Origin of the sequence: Salaquimonas pukyongi (assembly GCF_001953055.1) — a bacterium.
GTDB lineage: Bacteria > Pseudomonadota > Alphaproteobacteria > Rhizobiales > Rhizobiaceae > Salaquimonas > Salaquimonas pukyongi.
In genome coordinates this window covers 144,249-161,663 of record NZ_CP019044.1, presented here as the reverse complement: position 1 = coordinate 161,663, position 17,415 = coordinate 144,249, and the positions used below count along the sequence as shown (strand labels likewise).

16 protein-coding genes and 1 pseudogene are annotated in these 17,415 nt (G+C 59.0%); 6 read left to right on the top strand and 11 right to left on the bottom strand.

Annotated elements, in window-relative coordinates:
• Window positions 1-211 precede the first annotated feature (211 nt).
• Window positions 212-1,591 carry a cytochrome P450 gene (locus BVL55_RS00865; protein WP_075997789.1) on the top strand — a complete coding sequence of 460 codons (1,380 nt, stop codon included), beginning with the start codon at window positions 212-214 and terminating at the stop codon, window positions 1,589-1,591.
• 33 nt (window positions 1,592-1,624) lie between these two features.
• Here BVL55_RS00865 and BVL55_RS00860 read toward each other — a convergent pair whose 3' ends face one another.
• The 5 genes and pseudogenes from BVL55_RS00860 to BVL55_RS00840 form a co-directional block, all read right to left on the bottom strand.
• On the bottom strand, window positions 1,625-2,101 hold the full coding sequence (locus BVL55_RS00860) for a hypothetical protein (protein WP_075995321.1): 477 nt from the start codon (window positions 2,099-2,101) through the stop codon (window positions 1,625-1,627).
• A gap of 39 nt (window positions 2,102-2,140) precedes the next feature.
• Window positions 2,141-3,138: pseudogene (gene cysK / locus BVL55_RS00855) on the bottom strand (cysteine synthase A).
• Between the two features lie 176 nt (window positions 3,139-3,314).
• A complete protein-coding gene (locus BVL55_RS00850; RefSeq protein ID WP_075995319.1) occupies window positions 3,315-3,932 on the bottom strand; it encodes a LysE family translocator in 618 nt (205 codons plus the stop codon).
• 58 nt (window positions 3,933-3,990) lie between these two features.
• Window positions 3,991-4,446: a dUTP diphosphatase gene (dut, locus tag BVL55_RS00845; RefSeq protein WP_075995318.1), complete on the bottom strand. Its 456-nt coding sequence runs from the start codon at window positions 4,444-4,446 to the stop codon at window positions 3,991-3,993.
• 42 nt (window positions 4,447-4,488) lie between these two features.
• Window positions 4,489-4,992: an Lrp/AsnC family transcriptional regulator gene (locus BVL55_RS00840; RefSeq protein WP_075995317.1), complete on the bottom strand. Its 504-nt coding sequence runs from the start codon at window positions 4,990-4,992 to the stop codon at window positions 4,489-4,491.
• A gap of 104 nt (window positions 4,993-5,096) precedes the next feature.
• Between BVL55_RS00840 and BVL55_RS00835 the strand changes: the two genes are divergently transcribed.
• Both BVL55_RS00835 and BVL55_RS00830 read left to right on the top strand, forming a co-directional pair.
• The gene (locus BVL55_RS00835) at window positions 5,097-5,312 is read left to right on the top strand and encodes a DUF6356 family protein (RefSeq protein WP_075995316.1); all 216 of its coding nucleotides are present in this window, start codon (window positions 5,097-5,099) and stop codon (window positions 5,310-5,312) included.
• 4 nt (window positions 5,313-5,316) lie between these two features.
• Window positions 5,317-6,141, top strand: a complete 825-nt coding sequence (locus BVL55_RS00830; RefSeq protein WP_075995315.1) for a class II glutamine amidotransferase — start codon at window positions 5,317-5,319, stop codon at window positions 6,139-6,141.
• On the opposite strand, the gene BVL55_RS00825 is transcribed toward BVL55_RS00830, so the two are convergent.
• From BVL55_RS00825 to ubiE, 6 genes are all read right to left on the bottom strand, one after another.
• On the bottom strand, window positions 6,121-9,417 hold the full coding sequence (locus BVL55_RS00825) for a response regulator (protein WP_075995314.1): 3,297 nt from the start codon (window positions 9,415-9,417) through the stop codon (window positions 6,121-6,123). The two genes, BVL55_RS00830 and BVL55_RS00825, sit on opposite strands and share 21 nt — an antisense overlap.
• A 176-nt stretch (window positions 9,418-9,593) precedes the next feature.
• The gene (gene coaBC, locus BVL55_RS00820) at window positions 9,594-11,069 is read right to left on the bottom strand and encodes a bifunctional phosphopantothenoylcysteine decarboxylase/phosphopantothenate--cysteine ligase CoaBC (RefSeq protein ID WP_075997788.1); all 1,476 of its coding nucleotides are present in this window, start codon (window positions 11,067-11,069) and stop codon (window positions 9,594-9,596) included.
• Window positions 11,070-11,131: 62 nt separating this feature from the next.
• Window positions 11,132-11,527: a type II toxin-antitoxin system VapC family toxin gene (locus BVL55_RS00815; RefSeq protein ID WP_075995313.1), complete on the bottom strand. Its 396-nt coding sequence runs from the start codon at window positions 11,525-11,527 to the stop codon at window positions 11,132-11,134.
• Complete coding sequence (locus tag BVL55_RS00810; RefSeq protein WP_075995312.1) at window positions 11,527-11,805, bottom strand: FitA-like ribbon-helix-helix domain-containing protein; 279 nt, start codon at window positions 11,803-11,805, stop codon at window positions 11,527-11,529. The genes BVL55_RS00815 and BVL55_RS00810 overlap by 1 nt, the downstream gene beginning before the upstream one ends.
• 100 nt (window positions 11,806-11,905) lie before the next feature.
• Window positions 11,906-13,471 (bottom strand): 2-polyprenylphenol 6-hydroxylase, encoded by a 1,566-nt coding sequence (ubiB, locus tag BVL55_RS00805; protein WP_075997787.1) that lies wholly within the window; start codon window positions 13,469-13,471, stop codon window positions 11,906-11,908.
• Window positions 13,472-13,484: 13 nt separating this feature from the next.
• Window positions 13,485-14,279, bottom strand: coding sequence for a bifunctional demethylmenaquinone methyltransferase/2-methoxy-6-polyprenyl-1,4-benzoquinol methylase UbiE (ubiE, locus tag BVL55_RS00800; protein WP_075997786.1), 795 nt, complete (start codon window positions 14,277-14,279; stop codon window positions 13,485-13,487).
• Between the two features lie 201 nt (window positions 14,280-14,480).
• Here ubiE and mutM point away from each other — a divergent pair, with 201 nt between their 5' ends.
• From mutM to BVL55_RS00780, 3 genes are all read left to right on the top strand, one after another.
• Complete coding sequence (gene mutM / locus BVL55_RS00795; protein WP_075997785.1) at window positions 14,481-15,374, top strand: bifunctional DNA-formamidopyrimidine glycosylase/DNA-(apurinic or apyrimidinic site) lyase; 894 nt, start codon at window positions 14,481-14,483, stop codon at window positions 15,372-15,374.
• Between the two features lie 255 nt (window positions 15,375-15,629).
• Complete coding sequence (gene rpsT, locus BVL55_RS00790) at window positions 15,630-15,896, top strand: 30S ribosomal protein S20 (RefSeq protein ID WP_075995311.1); 267 nt, start codon at window positions 15,630-15,632, stop codon at window positions 15,894-15,896.
• 1,055 nt (window positions 15,897-16,951) lie between these two features.
• Complete coding sequence (locus tag BVL55_RS00780) at window positions 16,952-17,392, top strand: rhodanese-like domain-containing protein (RefSeq protein WP_075995309.1); 441 nt, start codon at window positions 16,952-16,954, stop codon at window positions 17,390-17,392.
• Window positions 17,393-17,415 lie beyond the last annotated feature (23 nt).

Sequence of the window (17,415 nt, the reverse complement as noted above, 5' to 3'; positions counted from 1 at the left end):
TCTGACGCAGCACTTCGAATCGCGGCATTTTCCCTCGATAAAATATAGGCTCTTTGGCCCAAAAAACCAAATCGGCGAGCCTTCTTTTTCGGCCGCGGCCGGGGCCTGGGCGCCATGGCAGGCCTGCATTGCCGGGCAAGTGGAAAACCGCCACAATACGGCGCTATCAGATGCCTGGCGAAAAACCGCCCAACACCCTGGCAATGCTCTCATGGATGCCCGCACAGAGCCTTTCATACCGCCCCATCCTGCGCCCCGCACGGAGATTCCGTCGATGTTCGAGGTCATACGAACGGTGCTCAGAAATCCGCTCGAGCTGTGGGGTGTACCGTCCTATACCAAGCCGCACATTCTGACGCGGTTTCTCAATGAGCGCACGCTGATCGTCAACGATCCAGGCCTGATCCGCCATGTGCTGGTCGACAATGCAAAAAACTACCGCATGGCAACGATCCGCCAGCTCATCCTGCGGCCGATCCTGCGCGAGGGATTGCTGACGGCGGAAGGCGAGGTATGGAAGCGATCCCGCAAGGCAATGGCGCCGGTCTTCACGCCCCGGCACATCGACGGGTTTGCCGCCTCGATGCTTGCAACCTGTGAAACCTTTTGCCAGCGCTACGGGGGCGATGATGATGTCCACGAAATCAGCCAGGACATGACGGAGCTTACCTTCGAGATTCTGGCGGAAACCCTGTTTTCCGGCGAAATCGCCGGACAGACCGAGAGTTTTGCCGATGACGTGAACCAGTTGCTCAACACGATGGGCCGCGTCGATCCGCTGGATCTGATCAAGGCGCCTTCCTGGGTGCCGCGGCTGATCCGGTTGCGCGGGCTCGGGGTTCTGGAGAAATTCCGCCGCCTGGTGCGCGATACCGCCGACCAGCGGCGCGGGAAAATGCTGCGGGAAGCGGAGAGCGTACCGGAGGACTTTCTTACCTTGCTGCTGCGTGCGGAAGGGCCGGACGGGCTGTCGCCGCAGGAAATTGAAGACAATATCATCACCTTTATCGGCGCAGGCCACGAAACCACTGCGCGGGCACTTGGCTGGGCGCTTTTCTGCCTCGCCAACGCGCCGGCAGAGCGCAGAATCGTGGAAGCGGAAATCGACCTGATACTGGGGAGCAAATCCGTTCCCCACCCGAAGGAGTGGCTTGCATTGCTGCCCAGGACCCGTGCCGTGTTTGAAGAGGCAATGCGGCTTTATCCGCCCGCGCCTTCCATCAACCGGGCAGCCGTTGAGGAAGACCGCTATGGCGACGTGATCATTCCCAAGGATATTACGGTACTGATCATGCCCTGGACGCTGCACCGCCACCGCGCCTTGTGGGATGAACCGAACGCGTTCATCCCGTCGCGTTTCTGGCCGGAAAACCGCGATGCCATAGACCGGTTCCAGTATCTGCCCTTCGGTGCGGGGCCGCGCATCTGCATTGGTGCGACCTTTGCGCTGCAGGAAGCGGTCATCGCGCTGGCCGTCCTGCTCCATCGTTTCCGCTTCGACATGGCGGAAGGAGCGAACGACCCGTGGCCGGTGCAGAAACTCACCACCCAGCCCGAAGGCGGCATCCACATGGTGGTGACACGGCGTTAAAGTGCGTTTTGGAAGGCCATTACCACAATGGTATCAATCCACCGGCCAGGCACAGGTCTGATCGCCTACATCCTTGCAGGGTTCATAGACCATGACCTCCGACTGTCCGCCATCATCCCAAACGACCTGGACCGCGACTGTCCGGGCCGTTTCCGGCGGCAGCTGGATGGCGATATCTTCAAGGCCGGAGCCGGACGGCAGCGCGAGCGGGTTCTGCGGATTGCATTTGACCAGTTCGAAGCGCTTGTCCAACAGATCGCTGTTGATGGAATAGCGGATTTCCGAAAGCCTGCAATGCAGGGTTTGAAGCGCCGTGAAGTAGACCAGTTGCTGGCCATTCCAATTGCGGAAGGCGACCCATCCAGAATCCCGCGCCCCATTCAGCATCGCCTGATACACCGCGCGGTCGGGAATGCGCGATTTGGTCTGTGCAGCGCCATGTCCAAACCCTGCCGTCAAAAGCGCTGTGGCAACCGCTACCGCTATCAGAGATCTTTGCTCGCCGGTCATTTGCCTGCTGTTGGTTGGGTCAACTTCCCCAAGTCTGCCTCAACAGGGCACACAGTGGCAAGCGGGCGTTCGGCCCTTACTCCCCAACCCCTCAAACAGCGCCGTTGACAGGTAACGCTCGGCGAAACTTGGGATAATGGCCACCACGTTCTTTTTGGCAAACTCCTTGCGCCTTCCCACCTTGATCGCGGCAAGGAGCGCCGCACCCGACGAAATGCCGACGGGCAGGCCCTCAAGCGCCGCCACCTCACGGGCCATGGCAAAGGCATCTTCGTTGGAAACCTGTACGATTTCATCGTAGATTTTCGTGTCCAGAACGCCGGGCGCAAAACCCGCACCGATGCCCTGTATCTTGTGCGGGCCGGGCTCACCCCCGAAAGTACCGGCGAATCGGCCGGTTCGATCGCCACAACATGCAATTTCGGGTTTTTGCGTTTCAGGTACCTGCCGGCGCCGGTAATGGTGCCGCCTGTGCCGATGCCGGAAACAAACGCATCCACCCTGCCCCTTGTATCGTTCCAGATTTCAGGACCGGTGGTCTTGCGGTGGATTTCCGGATTGGCCGGATTTTCGAACTGCTGGGGAATGACGGCATTCTTCGTCTTCTCTGCCAGTTCTTCGGCCGCCGCAATTGCCCCTTTCATGCCCTTGGGACCTTCGGTCAGTACAAGTTCAGCCCCCAGAAGCGCCAGCATCTTGCGCCGCTCGATGGACATGGTCTCCGGCATGGTGAGGATAAGGCGGTAGCCCTTCTGGGCGGCGGCAAAGGCGAGCGCCACGCCGGTGTTGCCGGAAGTGGGCTCGATCAGCACGCTTTTGCCGGGCTTGATGATGCCCTTCTTTTCCATCGCATTGAGCATGTTGACGCCGATGCGGTCCTTGACCGAGGCGATCGGATTGAAGAACTCCAGCTTGGCGAGCAGGTTTGCCTGCACCTTGTGCTTGTTTGCCAGCTTGTCGAGGCGGATGATCGGCGTGTCGCCGATGGTTTCGGTGATGTCGTTGAAAATGCGGCCGCGGCCGGGCGTCTTTGCCATGGGATTACTCCTTGTACCGGTTGCGGCGAGTAGACCACGGTCTTGCGCCGGTTGCCAGAAACCTGTGCCGCCGCAAGGAGAATCCAGAGAAGAATTTTTCTATTGCCTTGCAATAATGCAGGACGGATTGGCGCCGTCTTTCGCTGTCAGCGTAAATCAGCCGCCATCAACCCGTTTCAGCCTTTGGCAACGATCCAGCCCGCCGTGCCGGCCATGGCAGCGGCAGCAGACCGGTTGAGCCGCCGCAGTGCCCGGGGATCGGTGAAGAACAATCGTGCCCTGGAGGCAAGCGCCATATAGGGCGTCATGACGACAAAGAGCACGAGAAAGGTAAGAATGACCAGCACGCCGTAACCGGCAAGGGTTACCGCGCTCAAATCCATCACCGCAGGCAGGATCGCCATATAGAAAACGATGGTCTTGGGATTTCCCAGGGTGACCGCAAGTCCGGCGAGAAAGGAAGCGATACCGTCTCTTCGGCCAGCCGATTTTTCAACCTTGCGAACGGCGATCCCTTCGTTCCAGAAGCGCCAGGCGAGCCAGAGGAGATAGGCGGCCCCGGCCAGTTTGACGACAAAAAACGCAGCGGAAAATGCCGTGGCAATGAAGGCAAGACCGGCAATGGCCAGGGTCAGATAGATCACATCGCCAACCGCAAGGCCCAACAGCATGGGCACGGACCGGGCAAAGCCCGTTCCAAGCGCACGGCCGACCAGCGCGGCAACACCGGGGCCGGGAATGGCAGCAGCAATACCAAGCGCTATGGCATAGGCGAAGAAGGCGGCGACGGTCATGACTGGCCTTTGTTGAAGTTAGGACTCTTTAACAAACGCGAAAACCCATACAGGCGGTTCAGTTTCCCGTCGAGCCGAAGCCGCCGCTGCCACGCTCGGTCGCGGTGGCCAGATCGGCAAGTCCGATGCGGGCACGGCTGACCGGCGCAAGCACCATCTGCGCAATGCGCATGCCACGTTCAATGGTGAACGGATCTGTGCCGTGATTGATCAGCAGGATCATGACCTCGCCGCGATAGTCGCTGTCGATGGTGCCGGGTGTGTTGAGGCAGGTGATGCCGTGCTTGCAGGCAAGGCCCGAGCGCGGGCGAATCTGGACTTCATGGCCGGCAGGAATTTCAAGGATTAGGCCAGTGGGCACCAGGCTACGCTCGCCGGGCTTGAGGGTGAGAGCCTTTTCGACCGCGGCGCGGATATCCATGCCGGCGCTGCCCGGTGTCTCGTAGACAGGAAGGTCCAGCCCTTCGCCATGGGGCAAGCGCACCACATTCAAAAGAACTTCCGATCCCGCCATGTCGACTTTCCCCAATCCGGCACCCAAGTTCACCCTTGGCGCTCACTGCTGTCGCTCCAGACGGGCTTGCCTGCGAACACGCGCCAGATCAAGCGGCAATTCGGCGGTTTCCTTGATTTCCTCCATCACGAAGGAAGCCGATACATCGGTAAGCGGCACCCTGTCGATCAGACGCTGATACAACTCATCATAGGCCTTCACATCGGCCACGCGAGCGTGGAGCACGTAGTCGAGATCACCACTCATGCGGAATGCGGCGATGATCTGCGGCATGGACTGGATTGCCGAACGGAAGGCCGCCAGCCATTCGCGGTCATGGCTGGAGGTGCGGATCAGAATGATCACCAGAAGGCCGAGGCCGATCTTTGCAGGATCGACCAGCGCCACCCTGCCGCGCAGATAGCCTGATTCCTCCAGCCGCTTTACCCGCCGCCAGCAGGCATTGCGCGACAAATGCACCAGCTCGGCCAGCGCGTCGGCGGTCAGCGAAGCATCGCGCTGCAGCGCCTGCAGAATCTTGAGATCAAATTCATCCAAATCACTCATACCCGATTTTTTATCCCATTATTTACGCAAAAGTAACAACAGAATTGAATAATCACCCAATGGCATCGGGATAAACTCCACCAACAAATCATATGGAGGAAGCCATGTCTCAACTGATCAACAGGTTTTTCATCTCGCACCCCAACTCGGTGGACGAGAGTTATGGCGAACATGCATTGTTCGCATTCCGCTTTTCCATGGCGCTGTTTGCCGCCGCTTTTGCAGCGCTGGTGCACGCCATCATTCCGGGTCTGTGCGAAAAAACGGCAAGCCGCATCGTGCGCCGTCTTTATGAGCGCACCCACAACAGGGGAAACTAACCTGATGTGCCGCTGGGCCGCCTATTCTGGAAAGCCTGTCCATATCGAGGAAATCGTCGCCTCGCCGCGCCATTCCCTCATTGAGCAATCCCAGGCGGCGAGCGAATGCAAAACCAGCGTCAATGGCGACGGGTTCGGGCTTGCCTGGTATGGCGACCGCCCCGAACCGGGCCTCTACCGGGATATCCTGCCAGCCTGGTCCGACTGCAACCTGCGCAACATTGCACGGCAGGTGCGCTCACCGCTGTTCCTGGCCCATGTTCGCGCTTCCACCGGCACACCAACCAACCGCCAGAACTGTCATCCCTTCGTTATGGGGCACTGGGCGTTCATGCATAATGGTCAGATCGGCGGTTTTACCCATCTCAGGCGGGCATTGGAAGAGAAACTGTCGGACGCCCTTTATCAGGTCCGCTTCGGGTCGACGGATTCAGAGCTACTGTTTCTGCTGGCACTGCAGGAGGGGCTTGAAGAAGCGCCCGCCCGCGCCCTGATGAAAGCCGTCGAAACGGTTCTTGAAACAGCCCAGCGCCTGAGTGTTGAACCTCTGGTCAGGCTCACGGCAGCCCTGTCGGACGGCAGGCAGCTCCATGCGGTACGGTATTCGACCGACGCAATCTGCCCGACCCTGTATGTTTCACAGGAAACCATTGGCGAGGGATGGTGCCTTGTTTCCGAACCTCTGGACAGGCAGGACAGCAGGTGGGCCGCCGTTGAACCCGGCACATTTATTACGGTCAGTGGAGCAGAAATGCGCTGCGAGCCGTTCGGCCGGCAGAATGCAAGCAGCCGTGGCAAGCATCGCCAGTTAGCCGAAAGCGCTGCCTGAAGCAGACTTGCTGCTCTTCGGGGCCAGCCATTTTCTGATCATTTCGCCAAGGCGGTCGGGTGAAACAGGCTTGGCAAGGTAGTCATCCATGCCCGCTTCCAGGCATTTTTCCATGTCGCCTTTGAGCGCATGCGCGGTAATGCCGATGATCGGCGTGTGGCGACCGCTGTCGATTTCCAGCTTTCGGATCGCACGGGTGGCCTGAAACCCGTTCATTTCGGGCATTGAGACATCCATCAAAACGAGACGGGGATGCAGTTCCTTCCACAACGCCACTCCCTCCTTGCCATTGACGGCAATTCGGAAATTCAGATTTGCGGCCTCCAGAATCTGGCGGAATACAATCTGGTTCACCTCATTGTCTTCACAGATCAGGATATCGGCATGGTGCTCGTGGCCGGCATCTTCAGGCAGCGCCAAGGGGGACAGATCATCCGAGCCTGCCGCCGCCCGGGATGCGCTGGCGGCATCGGCCTCATTTGCTTCGGCCGGCTGCGGCATGCCTTCCTCCTGCAGCACTGAAACGATGGTTTCCAGCAGCATGGAGGAACGGGTCGGCTTGGTCAGATGACCGGCGATGCCGAGCGAGGAAAACGACTTGCCTTCACGGGTCTGATCCACCGAGGTGAGCATGATTACCGGAATATCGCCGATTGCCGAATCACGGCGCATTCTTTCGATAAATTCACCGCCGTTCATTTCCGGCATCTGATAATCGAGAACAATGCAGTCGATCTTGAGGCCTCTTTCGCCGGCCAGCCTAAGGATTGTCAAGGCATCCTCGCCGGTTCCGGCCGCCGCACCATCAAAGCGCCAGGCCGCCAGTTGCTCGCTCAGGATGGAGCGATTGACTGCATTGTCATCGACAATGAGGATCCGCGCGCCGGTGACATCCCGCGGAGGCCGCTTGCCAGACTTGCCGGTGGCATGTTCCGGCAATTCCATTTCAAACCAGAACGTGGAGCCTTCGCCTACGGCGGATTGAACGCCAATTCTGCCACCCATGAGCTCGACCAGTGAAGAAGCGATCGCCAGGCCAAGACCGGTGCCTTCGTGCTTGCGGTTTGAAGAGGCATCTACCTGGCTGAATTTTTCGAAGATCGTCTTCTGCTTGTCGGCGGGAATGCCGATGCCGGTGTCCTCCACCTCAAATCGCAGACGGTGAGCGCCAGCTTTCCCGGAAGTTCCCAGTGAAGAAACATTCACATAGACATGGCCCTGCTCGGTGAACTTGACTGCATTGCCAAGCAGATTGGTCACAATCTGCCGGATTCGCCCGACATCGCCGACCATCATTGCAGGCAGGGCCGGGTCGACCCGCACAATCATTTCAAGATCCTTTTCAGCGACCCTCGAAGTCACCAGCGTTGCCACATCCTCTATCGCCTCGGCCAGTTTGAAGGGAGCAGGATCAAGCTCCATCTGTCCGGCGTCGATCTTGGAGAAATCCAGTATGTCGTTGATGATGGTCAAGAGCGCCGAGCCGGATTTCACGATGACATCGGTAAACATCTGCTGTTTTGCATTGAGATCGGTTTTCGACAGCAATTCAGCCATGCCCATCACCCCGTTCATCGGTGTGCGGATTTCGTGGGACATGTTGGCCAGAAACTCCGATTTCGCACGGTCTGCATGCTGTGCCAGGCTACGTGCCTTTTCGAGCTCGCTTTCGTGTTCCTTTTGTTTGGTAATGTCGGAAATGGTAATGACGGCACCGCCGTGAATGCCGGGTGCTGCCTCGATGGCCAGCATACGGCCGGAGGGCGTGGCACGCTCGACACGGTGCATCCTGCCATCGCGCACATCGGCTGCTATCTGCGATGTCTTCCTTCGGCCGGCTTCCGTATCCTCATAGTCACCACGCTCGATCAGATATTCGAAATACTCCTCAATTGAGGTACCCACGCCGATCTCTTCAGGCAATTCAAGAAGCTGTCTGGCCTTGCCCGACATGTACTCGATTTTTTCATCGCTGAATATCATCAGTCCCTGCACCATCGCGGAGGTCGCCTGGGAAACAAGGCGGGAAGCTGCCTCGAACTCGGCGCGAATGCGCATTTGCTCGTTCACGTTCCGGCCGGAGCCGATATAGCCGGTGAATTCCCCGTCATCGCCGTACAGCGGCGTGCCGCTGGTGGAAATCCAGATTTCCTCCTGCCGCGCCTCGGACCAAATCCTGTAGGTAAAGTCCTTGAAAGGCAGACGGGTTTCCATCGCGTCCAGATGGCCTTGAAAGTCGGGATTGATTTCCCCTCCAACAATCAGCTCGCGGCGGGTTTTCCCGACAATCTGTTCAGGGCGAATACCGACTGCGCCGTAAATATGTTCCGACAGAAAGGTAAACCTCAGGTCCTTGTCCATCTCCCAGAACCAGTCGGCAGCAGTTGCGGCGAAGTCCTCCAGTTTTTGCCGGCTTCTCTCGATTTCTCCGGTGAGTTCTTCAAGCTTGCGCTCACGCCGGCGGATGTCGGACACATCGTTGACAACGACGCAAACATAGGATTCGCCCTCACTGGTGTCGAGGCGCTTGCAGCTGGAAACAACATCGATTCGCTCACCATCGGGCGTTTGCCAGGCTTCCTCCAGAACCACCGGCCTGCCTGTCTTCAGAACGATCCGCTCGCGGGCTTCCAGCTTGCTGGCGATGTGCTTTGCGGTCACATCCGACAAGTCCTTGCCGATCATCGCCTGACGGGTTTTGCCATGGAGCGCGGCAAAGGCGTCATTGACCATGACGTAACGCAGGGAGGAATCCTTCACCGCCACCGGATTGGCCAGGGTTTCCAGGGCAATGGCCGAAAGCTGTTCGCTCTGGTTGTTTTGCCGCATCTGCGTGACGTCCCTGCGGATGGATAGCGTCCCGGCATTGGGCAGGGGATAATCGATGGCGGAAATCAGCCGGCCGTCCGGTGTGGTGTACTCACGTTCCCTGCCCATCAAGGCCTGGCGTTTTTCAACCTGCCGGGCCACCCACTCCAAGGCATGGCTTTCAGGCTCAAGCACCTCGCTCGAGAGGGCATAATCTGTAAGGCACTCCTCGAAGGTCTTGCCGGTCCTGAATTCCGGACAAGCATAAAACAGCTCGCGGAAATCGGTGTTGAAGGCGACCAGGCAGTCTTTCTCGTCCCAAAGCGCAATGGCAACATCGAGTTTGGAAATCAGGCCGCCCAGAACAGCGGACAGGAAATCGGCGTCACGATCGGCAACGATTGCCAGATTGTGTGCCGCATCTCGGCCGTCAGCCCCGGCGCGGGGTTTGTTGTACTGGTGCGCCATAAAATTCCACACCTGACTGCCCGGATTTAACTCCGGGTGGATTCGAAAAGGTGCAGTTCGCCGCAACACAGCAATGCAACGCATGGCAAAGCGATCATCTGCCCCTGTCCGAGTAGTGCCGTGTCAGGGTTAACAACGGGTGAACGCAGTCCTTATTTGATGGCCGGCAGATGGCGTCAGGCCGTTGTGGTTGCCGCCGCCAGATGCTCGCAAATGCGCGCGACAAGGCGCTCTGCCACCTCTTTTTTGGTCAGCTCGGGCCACGCTTCCACACCCTGGCGTGTGAGAATGCGAACCCGGTTGCGGTCGCCGCCCATGACGCCGCCATCGCCGGCGCCAATGCCGCTGTCGGGGGAAACATCGTTGGCGATGATCCAGTCGGCATTTTTGCGCTCAAGCTTGGCCCGGGCATGCTCAACCACCTTTTGCGTTTCGGCGGCAAACCCGATCAGCAATGCGGGGCGCTGCTTGTGATGGCCGAGGCCCTTTAAAATGTCGGGATTCTCCGTCAGTTCCAGATGAGTTGGTCCCTTGCCGCCTTCCTTTTTCATCTTTTCATTGGCTTCGCCCCTGGAGCGCCAGTCTGCGACCGCAGCGACCATGACAGCGATATCGGCGGGAAGCGCTGCCTCCACCATGCGCTGCATCTCGCGGGCGCTTTCCACCCGTACCATCTCGCAGCCCTTCGGATCGGGAATGGAAACCGGACCTGAAACCACGATCACCTCGGCGCCGAGATCGGCAAGTGCCGCCGCGATGGCGTGGCCCTGCTTGCCGGAAGACCGGTTGGCGATGTAACGCACCGGGTCGATCGGTTCATGGGTCGGCCCGGACGTCACAATTGCCCGCTTGCCCCTGAGCGGCTTGGGGCGAGTATCGAGCAGTTCACCGGCCCGCTCCACGATCTGCATGGGCTCGGCCATGCGGCCTTCGCCCGCCTCACCGGATTCGGCCATTTCGCCGGCCATCGGTCCAATGAAGTGTATTCCGTCTTTTTCGAGCGTTTCCGCATTGCGGCGCGTCGCACGATGGCGCCACATGGCCGGGTTCATGGCAGGGGCAATCAATACCGGCCGGTTGGTGGCGAGCAGGACGGTGGAAGCCAGATCGCCGGCAAACCCGTTCGCCATCTTTGCCATCAGATCGGCCGTTGCCGGGGCGACGATGATGAGATCGCAATCGCGGGCGAGCCGGATGTGGCCGACATCGTGCTCGTCCTCACGGTCAAACAGATCGGCAAAGACTGTATCGGCCGTCAGCGCGCCAACGGAAAGCGGCGTGATGAACTCCTGGGCGGCCGCCGTCATGACCGCGCGAACGTGAACGCCGCGCTCGCGCAGGCGGCGTATAAGGTCAAGGCATTTATAGGCTGCAATCCCGCCGGAGATGATCAGCAGGACGCGCTTTCCGGCCCCGGGAAAACCTGCAATGGCCGGTTCGGGCGCCGGCGTTTCGGCAGGGGCTGCCGGTATTGCCGATATTGGCGGCTGATGCGGGACACCGGTACCGGCCGGGTCCGGGAACTGTGCCCGCTCCAGTTCTGCCAGCAGCAGGCGGGCCTCCTCCTCCATGGAGCGGCCGTTGGCCGCCGCACGCTGGCGCAAGGCCTGCTTGGTGGACTCATCGAGATTGCGTATGGTGATGCTGGCCATGGCATCAGCATGGCATTTGATTGCATTGATTTCAAGTAGTTGATTGCATTGCAATCAACTGATTATGGAATTGCTGCCTCGACATCCGTCGCGGCAAAATCCATGCCCTGAAACAGTAGCGGCAGGCTGCGGCTTTTTGCCAGGGCATAGGAAAAACAATCGCCGAGATTGAGGCCTGCGCGATGGCCTGACCCTTTTCCGTATCTGCACCGCGCTTCAACAGCCCTGTCCATCTGGCCGGCATCAAAATCGATCAACCTTACAGGAAGCCCCTCGATCAACTGCTCCAGGGCACGCAACCCGCGTTTTGGCGCACGGCCATGCATCACAAAGGCGCATTCAACATAGGTAACGCGGCTCATGATCCTGAGCGGCGCAGCAACAAGGGCATTCGCGAAACGTTCTGCATCGGCTTCTTCAAGCAGAATCGCAACAATGGCAGATGAATCAATCACCATCAGCGATCATGCCCTTCATTCCACAAGGTGTCCGTCAGTTCCTTGTGGGACAGTTCCTTGTACATGGGGTCAAGTGGCGCTTCATCCCGCAAACCCCGGGCCATTTGCAGAATATCTTCAGCTGCCTTGAACTGCATGTGCTTTACCGCCGTCTTTTGCATGCTTTCAGCGAGAATGCGCCGCACTTCCTGCTCCATGGAAACGCCGTTTCTGGCCGCCCGCTCGCGGAGCGCCTGCCTCACCTCGTCAGGGAGATTTCGAATTGTCAGCGTTGCCATATGCACCTCCACAGTTGCACGCCAGATGTTTGCTAGCAATGTAAGCACTGCTAGCAACGCTGTCAAACTTGAAGACTCCAATGCGCGGCGTTAGCCCATCTCAGGCGAAAAACACCTGCCAGGCCAAAATCGCAGCGATTACCCACAAGGCAATGTGGCCCCAGCGTGAATGGCGTGCTTCCGCCTTTCCGATTTTTTCTACCGTTTCCGGCGACAGGCGGAAGCCGGCCTCACCCATGTCGGCCATTTCCCTTGCCAGTTTTTCAGCGCGTTCCGACAGTTCGGGAAGCTGGCGGGCAAGATGCAGGCCGGCCTTCAGCCCGTCACGGGCGTCTGCGGCAATCGCCGCCGGACCGAGATTGCGGCGGATCCAGTCGCCAACCACCGGCTCTGCCGTCTTCCACATGTTGAAGTTGGGATTGAGGGTGCGCGCCACGCCTTCGACAACCACCATGGTTTTTTGCAGCAACAGCAGTTCCGGCCGGGTCTGCATGTCGAAGAGCTCGGTAACCTCGAACAAAAGGGTGAGCAGCTTGGCCATGGAAATGGTTTCCGCCGGCTGGCCGTGGATCGGCTCGCCAATGGCGCGGATCGCCTGGGCAAAACTTGCCACATCGTGATGGGCGGGCACATAGCCGGCCTCGAAATGAACCTCTGCCACACGGGTGTAATCACGGGTGATGAAACCATAGAGGATTTCGGCAAGAAAGCGCCGCTCCTTCTTGCCCAGGCGTCCGGCAATGCCAAGATCGACGGCAACGATATCCCCATTGGGATCGACAAACAGATTGCCGGGATGCATGTCGGCATGAAAGAAGCCGTCGCGTAGTGTGTGGCGCAGGAACGACTGAACCAGCGTTGCTGCCAGTTGCTGAAGGTCGTGGCCCGCAGCGCGGATACCGGCCACGTCGGACAGCTTGAGCCCCTCAACCCATTCCATGGTCACGCAATCGCGGCCCGACAGTTCCCAATCCACCTGCGGCACGCGAAAGCCCGGATCATCTGCGGTATTCTCGCCAAGCTCGGAAAAGGCAGCCGCTTCCAGCCGCATGTCCATTTCGATCTTGGCCGATTGTGCCAGCGTATCGGTGACCGCCACGGGCCTGAGGCGCCTTGATGCCGGGACATATTTTTCCTGCAGGCGGGCAAGGGTGTAGAAGGTTTCAAGATCGCGGCGGAAACGCGGCCTCACGCCAGGCCGGATTACCTTTACCGCTACCGTTTCTCCATCGCGCCTGCGGACTGCCTTGTGCACCTGGGCAACCGAAGCAGCAGCAACGGGCTCGGAAAAATCGGAAAACAGGTCTTCAAGCGGACGGCCAAGGGAAGCCTCGATCTGGCGCACCGCCTCGGCACGCGAAAACGGCTTCATGCGATCCTGCAGCAGTTCCAGGTCGCCGGCGATTTCAGCCCCCACCACATCGGGCCGGGTTGCCAGAAACTGGCCAAGCTTGACCCAGGAAGGGCCGAGGCGGTTAAGGGCGATGGACAGTTTTTCCGACCGGGTCGCATTCTTTGCCCTGGAACGGCGAATGAGACCGGCGAGCTTTTGGCCGAACCGGGCCGGTGGCGGCAGGGGATCGGAGGGAAGCGCGGAAATCACGCCCTCCCTTGCAAGCACATATCCGGCCCGCGCCAGCGACAAAAGGTTGGAGAAGACACTCATGATCATGATGCCGTCAAAGCTTCCAGCCGGAATGCAGCGCTGCGATGCCGCCCGAAAAGTCCGACCAGTCAACCCGGGAAAAGCCCGCCCCGGCAATCATGGCGGCAAAATTGCGCTGACTGGGAAATTTGCGAACCGACTCCACAAGATAGCGGTAAGGTTCGTCATCCCCGGCGACCGCCTTGCCGATTTGTGGAATTACCCGCATCGACCATTCATCATACAGCCTGTCGAGAACCGGCACCTCGACTTCTGAAAATTCCAGGCAGAGGAACCGTCCGCCGCGCTTCAGCACACGCCAGGCTTCTGCAAGGGCCAGATCGATGTGCGGCACGTTTCTGATGCCAAAGGCGATCGTGTAGGCGTCAAAGGCATTGTCCTCAAAAGGCAGTTTCTGGGCGTCGGCTTCGACAAATTCCACATGGCCATCCAACTTGCGGCCCACCGCACGCTTGCGGCCGACTTCAAGCATGGAAGCATTAATATCGAGCACGGTTGCCCGAACATTCCGGTTTGCCGCTTCCACCACGCCGAAAGCAATGTCGCCCGTTCCGCCGGCAACGTCGAGCAGATGCCAGGGAGTGCCCGGCTTGCGCGGCGGTGCCAGGCGGGCAATCATGGCGTCCTTCCAGACGCGGTGCATGCCGCCGGACATCAGATCATTCATCATGTCGTAGCGGCCAGCCACCTTGTGAAAGACATCGTTGACCAGAGGCTGTTTCTCGTCACTGACGACTTCCGCAAAACCAAAGCTTGCGGAAAGTTCTTCAGCAGATTTCGACCTTGTTTTTGTGTTCTGGACGGGCATGTTGCGGTTCCGGTGATCGAATGGCGGGCGTCCGGTCTGGCGTTCCGGCGTGTTGGTTACAACCTTATAGACAGCCTGGGAGCATATGGCACCCCGCAAGCAGGAACGGAGGCGATCCGGCCTTGAAGAAAGACCATAACGATACCAGCCGGCAATTGAATGCGTCAGCTTCCCGCAGGGGCGGCAGGGGGCGGTACGGTCATGCCTGAACTGCCGGAGGTGGAAACCGTGCGCCGCGGGCTGGCGCCGGTGATGGAAGGCGCGCGCATTGCTGCCGTGGAAGTCCGCAGGGCAAATCTGCGCTTTCCCTTTCCCGCAAAATTTGCCGAACGGCTTGAAGGGCGCACCGTGACCGCCATGGGCAGAAGGGCAAAATATCTGACGGTGGACCTTGATGACGGCATGGTGCTCATCATGCATCTGGGCATGTCTGGGTCGTTCCGGATCGAAATGGAAGCAGAAAACAGCCAGCCTGGCGTCTTTCATCACGACCGGTCGAAAAAACCTGCGCATGACCATGTGGTTTTTCACCTTGAGCGTGCCGGCAGCGGCAAGGCACGGGTGACCTACAATGATCCGCGCCGGTTCGGCTTCATGGACCTGATACCGCGCAGCACATTCGACCTGCATCCCCTGTTTTGCGATCTGGGGATCGAACCCACCGGCAATGCCTTGTCGGAAGACTATCTTGCTGCGTGCTTTGCCGGCAAGCGCACACCGCTCAAGGCCGCCCTGCTTGATCAGAAGCTCATTGCCGGCCTCGGCAACATCTATGTCTGCGAGGCGCTGCACGGGGCAGGGCTTTCTCCGAAGCGGCTCGCCGGCAGCCTGACAAGGAAAAACGGCACACCATCGAAGCGGCTTCGGCCCCTTGCTGCGGAAATCCGCAGGGTGATCGCCCGGGCAATCGAGGCGGGCGGCTCTTCGCTGCGCGATCACCGTCAGGCCGACGGCAGTCTCGGCTACTTTCAACACCAGTTTTCCGTCTATGGCCGGGAAGGCGAGCCCTGTCCGAAGCGGGATTGTGAGGGCACCGTCCGCCGGATGGTTCAATCGGGACGCTCAACCTTTTACTGTCCTGCCTGTCAACGCTGATGTGCATGGGCTGAAATGGACGAGCTGAAATCGGCCAAGCCGGCCTGTTTTTAAGCCCGATGCGTTGACTTTGAGCCCATTATCCCCTTATAAGCGCCTCGAAATTCCGGCGGCTCATTTCGGATGATGTGAGCCGCCGTGTTTTGTCGTGCTGCCGCAGCCAGGATACGCCGGTTAACAGGCGGGGCATGCCAGCGCGCCAGACCGAAAACCCGAACATGAACGCCCGATCAGGGCATTTGAGAAAGTCCGACCATGGCAAACACTGCCTCAGCAAAAAAAGCGGTCCGCAAAATCGAGGCCCGCACCGAAGTCAACAAAGCCAATCGCTCGCGCATGCGCACCTATGTGCGTAAAGTTGAAGAAGCGGCTGCCGCTGGTGACAGGGATGCCGCCAACGAAGCCTTCAAGGCCGCACAGCCGGAAATCATGAAGGCCGTCAGCAGGGGCATCCTGAAAAAGAACACTGCAGCCCGCAAGGTTTCGCGCCTCGCCAAGCGCGTAAAGGCTGCCAGCGCCTGATTTCAGGCCCCGGAGCTGCAAGGCGGGCGCAACGGTGTTGCAGCAGCCATTCAACGCTCAATCGCTGTAAGATTGTTGACAAACCCTGCCGATGCGCAGGGTTTTTGCTATTTTGGCGGCCGGCACCTGTCTGCCATCCATGCGGTAGCCGGTATGGCGATGTGCCTGAAGTCCGTTTCAAAGAGATTTGCCGAGGCAAATTTTCCGAAACACCCAAAATTGGAGGATTATTTTCCGTTATTTTTTTATTGTTTTTATTCAACAAGATACACCATGGTCGTTCTGAATTATTTCCTATCAACTGAATCAACACGGTTTTTTGAGTCAATCCCCCTTGGGTGAGAAAATTTTTTTCGCTCACTTCCGCCTGGCTGCGGCGGGCATGCAAAGGCGGCAAAAAACCGTTGAATCACAAGCTGTTTTTGAAATGGCACCCCGCTGATTTCCGTATCGGGAAGCGGTTAAAAAAATTACTTTTTCGAAAATCTCCGATTGCCTGTTGCAAGGCAAAATGGGCCTGTGTAGGTTTCTTCCTGTCGGCGGCAAACCCTAGGATTTCTGGGGTTTTCGCTCCCGGAAGAGGGGATTTCTTGTTTTGTGAGACCGGATGGATCATCCGGCAGCACCCAGTTAGGCACATGCCTGTGCGGGGCAGGGATTTCTATGTCTTTCGGACGCCGATAAGGCCGCTCTGCCGGCCGGGAAGCTCGCGCTTTCCGGACTCACGCGGATGCGGCAAAGGCTGCAAACTGCCCTCGCCCTGAGGACAGGCAGCCGGTTTCGGCGGGCTGGCCGGGGGGCTGGTTAAACACGACGCGGATTCTGGCCGGAAGGTCGGGACCCAACTGTGGCATTTGCCAGCCGGGGCATGGCGTTGTTGCGCTTTGATCAAAGCGTGAAGCGCTCAAGTAAAGCGTAACGGGGCTTTTGCTCCTTGTTCTCCGGAAACAGGTTCCGGAGGGTGAGGCGATTTGCCGGACGACAGGGCAAAAGCCGGCGGGGTCGTTGTCAACGTGCCGGCAAGGCTGTGAGCGTTGGAAAACGAAGAAAGGAAGATGGGCAATATGTCGTATGCGGGCGACAAAAGCTGCAAGGATACCTGGAACGCGCTTGAGGCGGACGAGAATGCCGTGCTGGTCGATGTCCGCACCACCAGGGAATGGGATGTCATCGGCGTGCCGGATCTCTCCCCCCTGAACAAGGAAACCGTGTTCGTGGAATGGCAGATGTTTCCTTCCATGGAAGTTAATGCGGACTTTGCCGAAACAGTGGATGCAAACCTGAGGGCAGCGGGAAAGGACCGCAACATGCCGGTGTTCTGTCTGTGCCGTTCGGGCGCCAGAAGCAAGGCGGCGGCGGCGGCGCTGACCGCGCTCGGCTACAGCCATGCCTATAACGTTGAAGCCGGCTTCGAGGGCGATCCGGACGAAACCGGGGAGCGGGCCAAGATCAATGGCTGGCAGCACGACAAGCTGCCTTGGAAAAGGAAGGATTAGGCAGCGCGGCGGCGGCCGCGAGG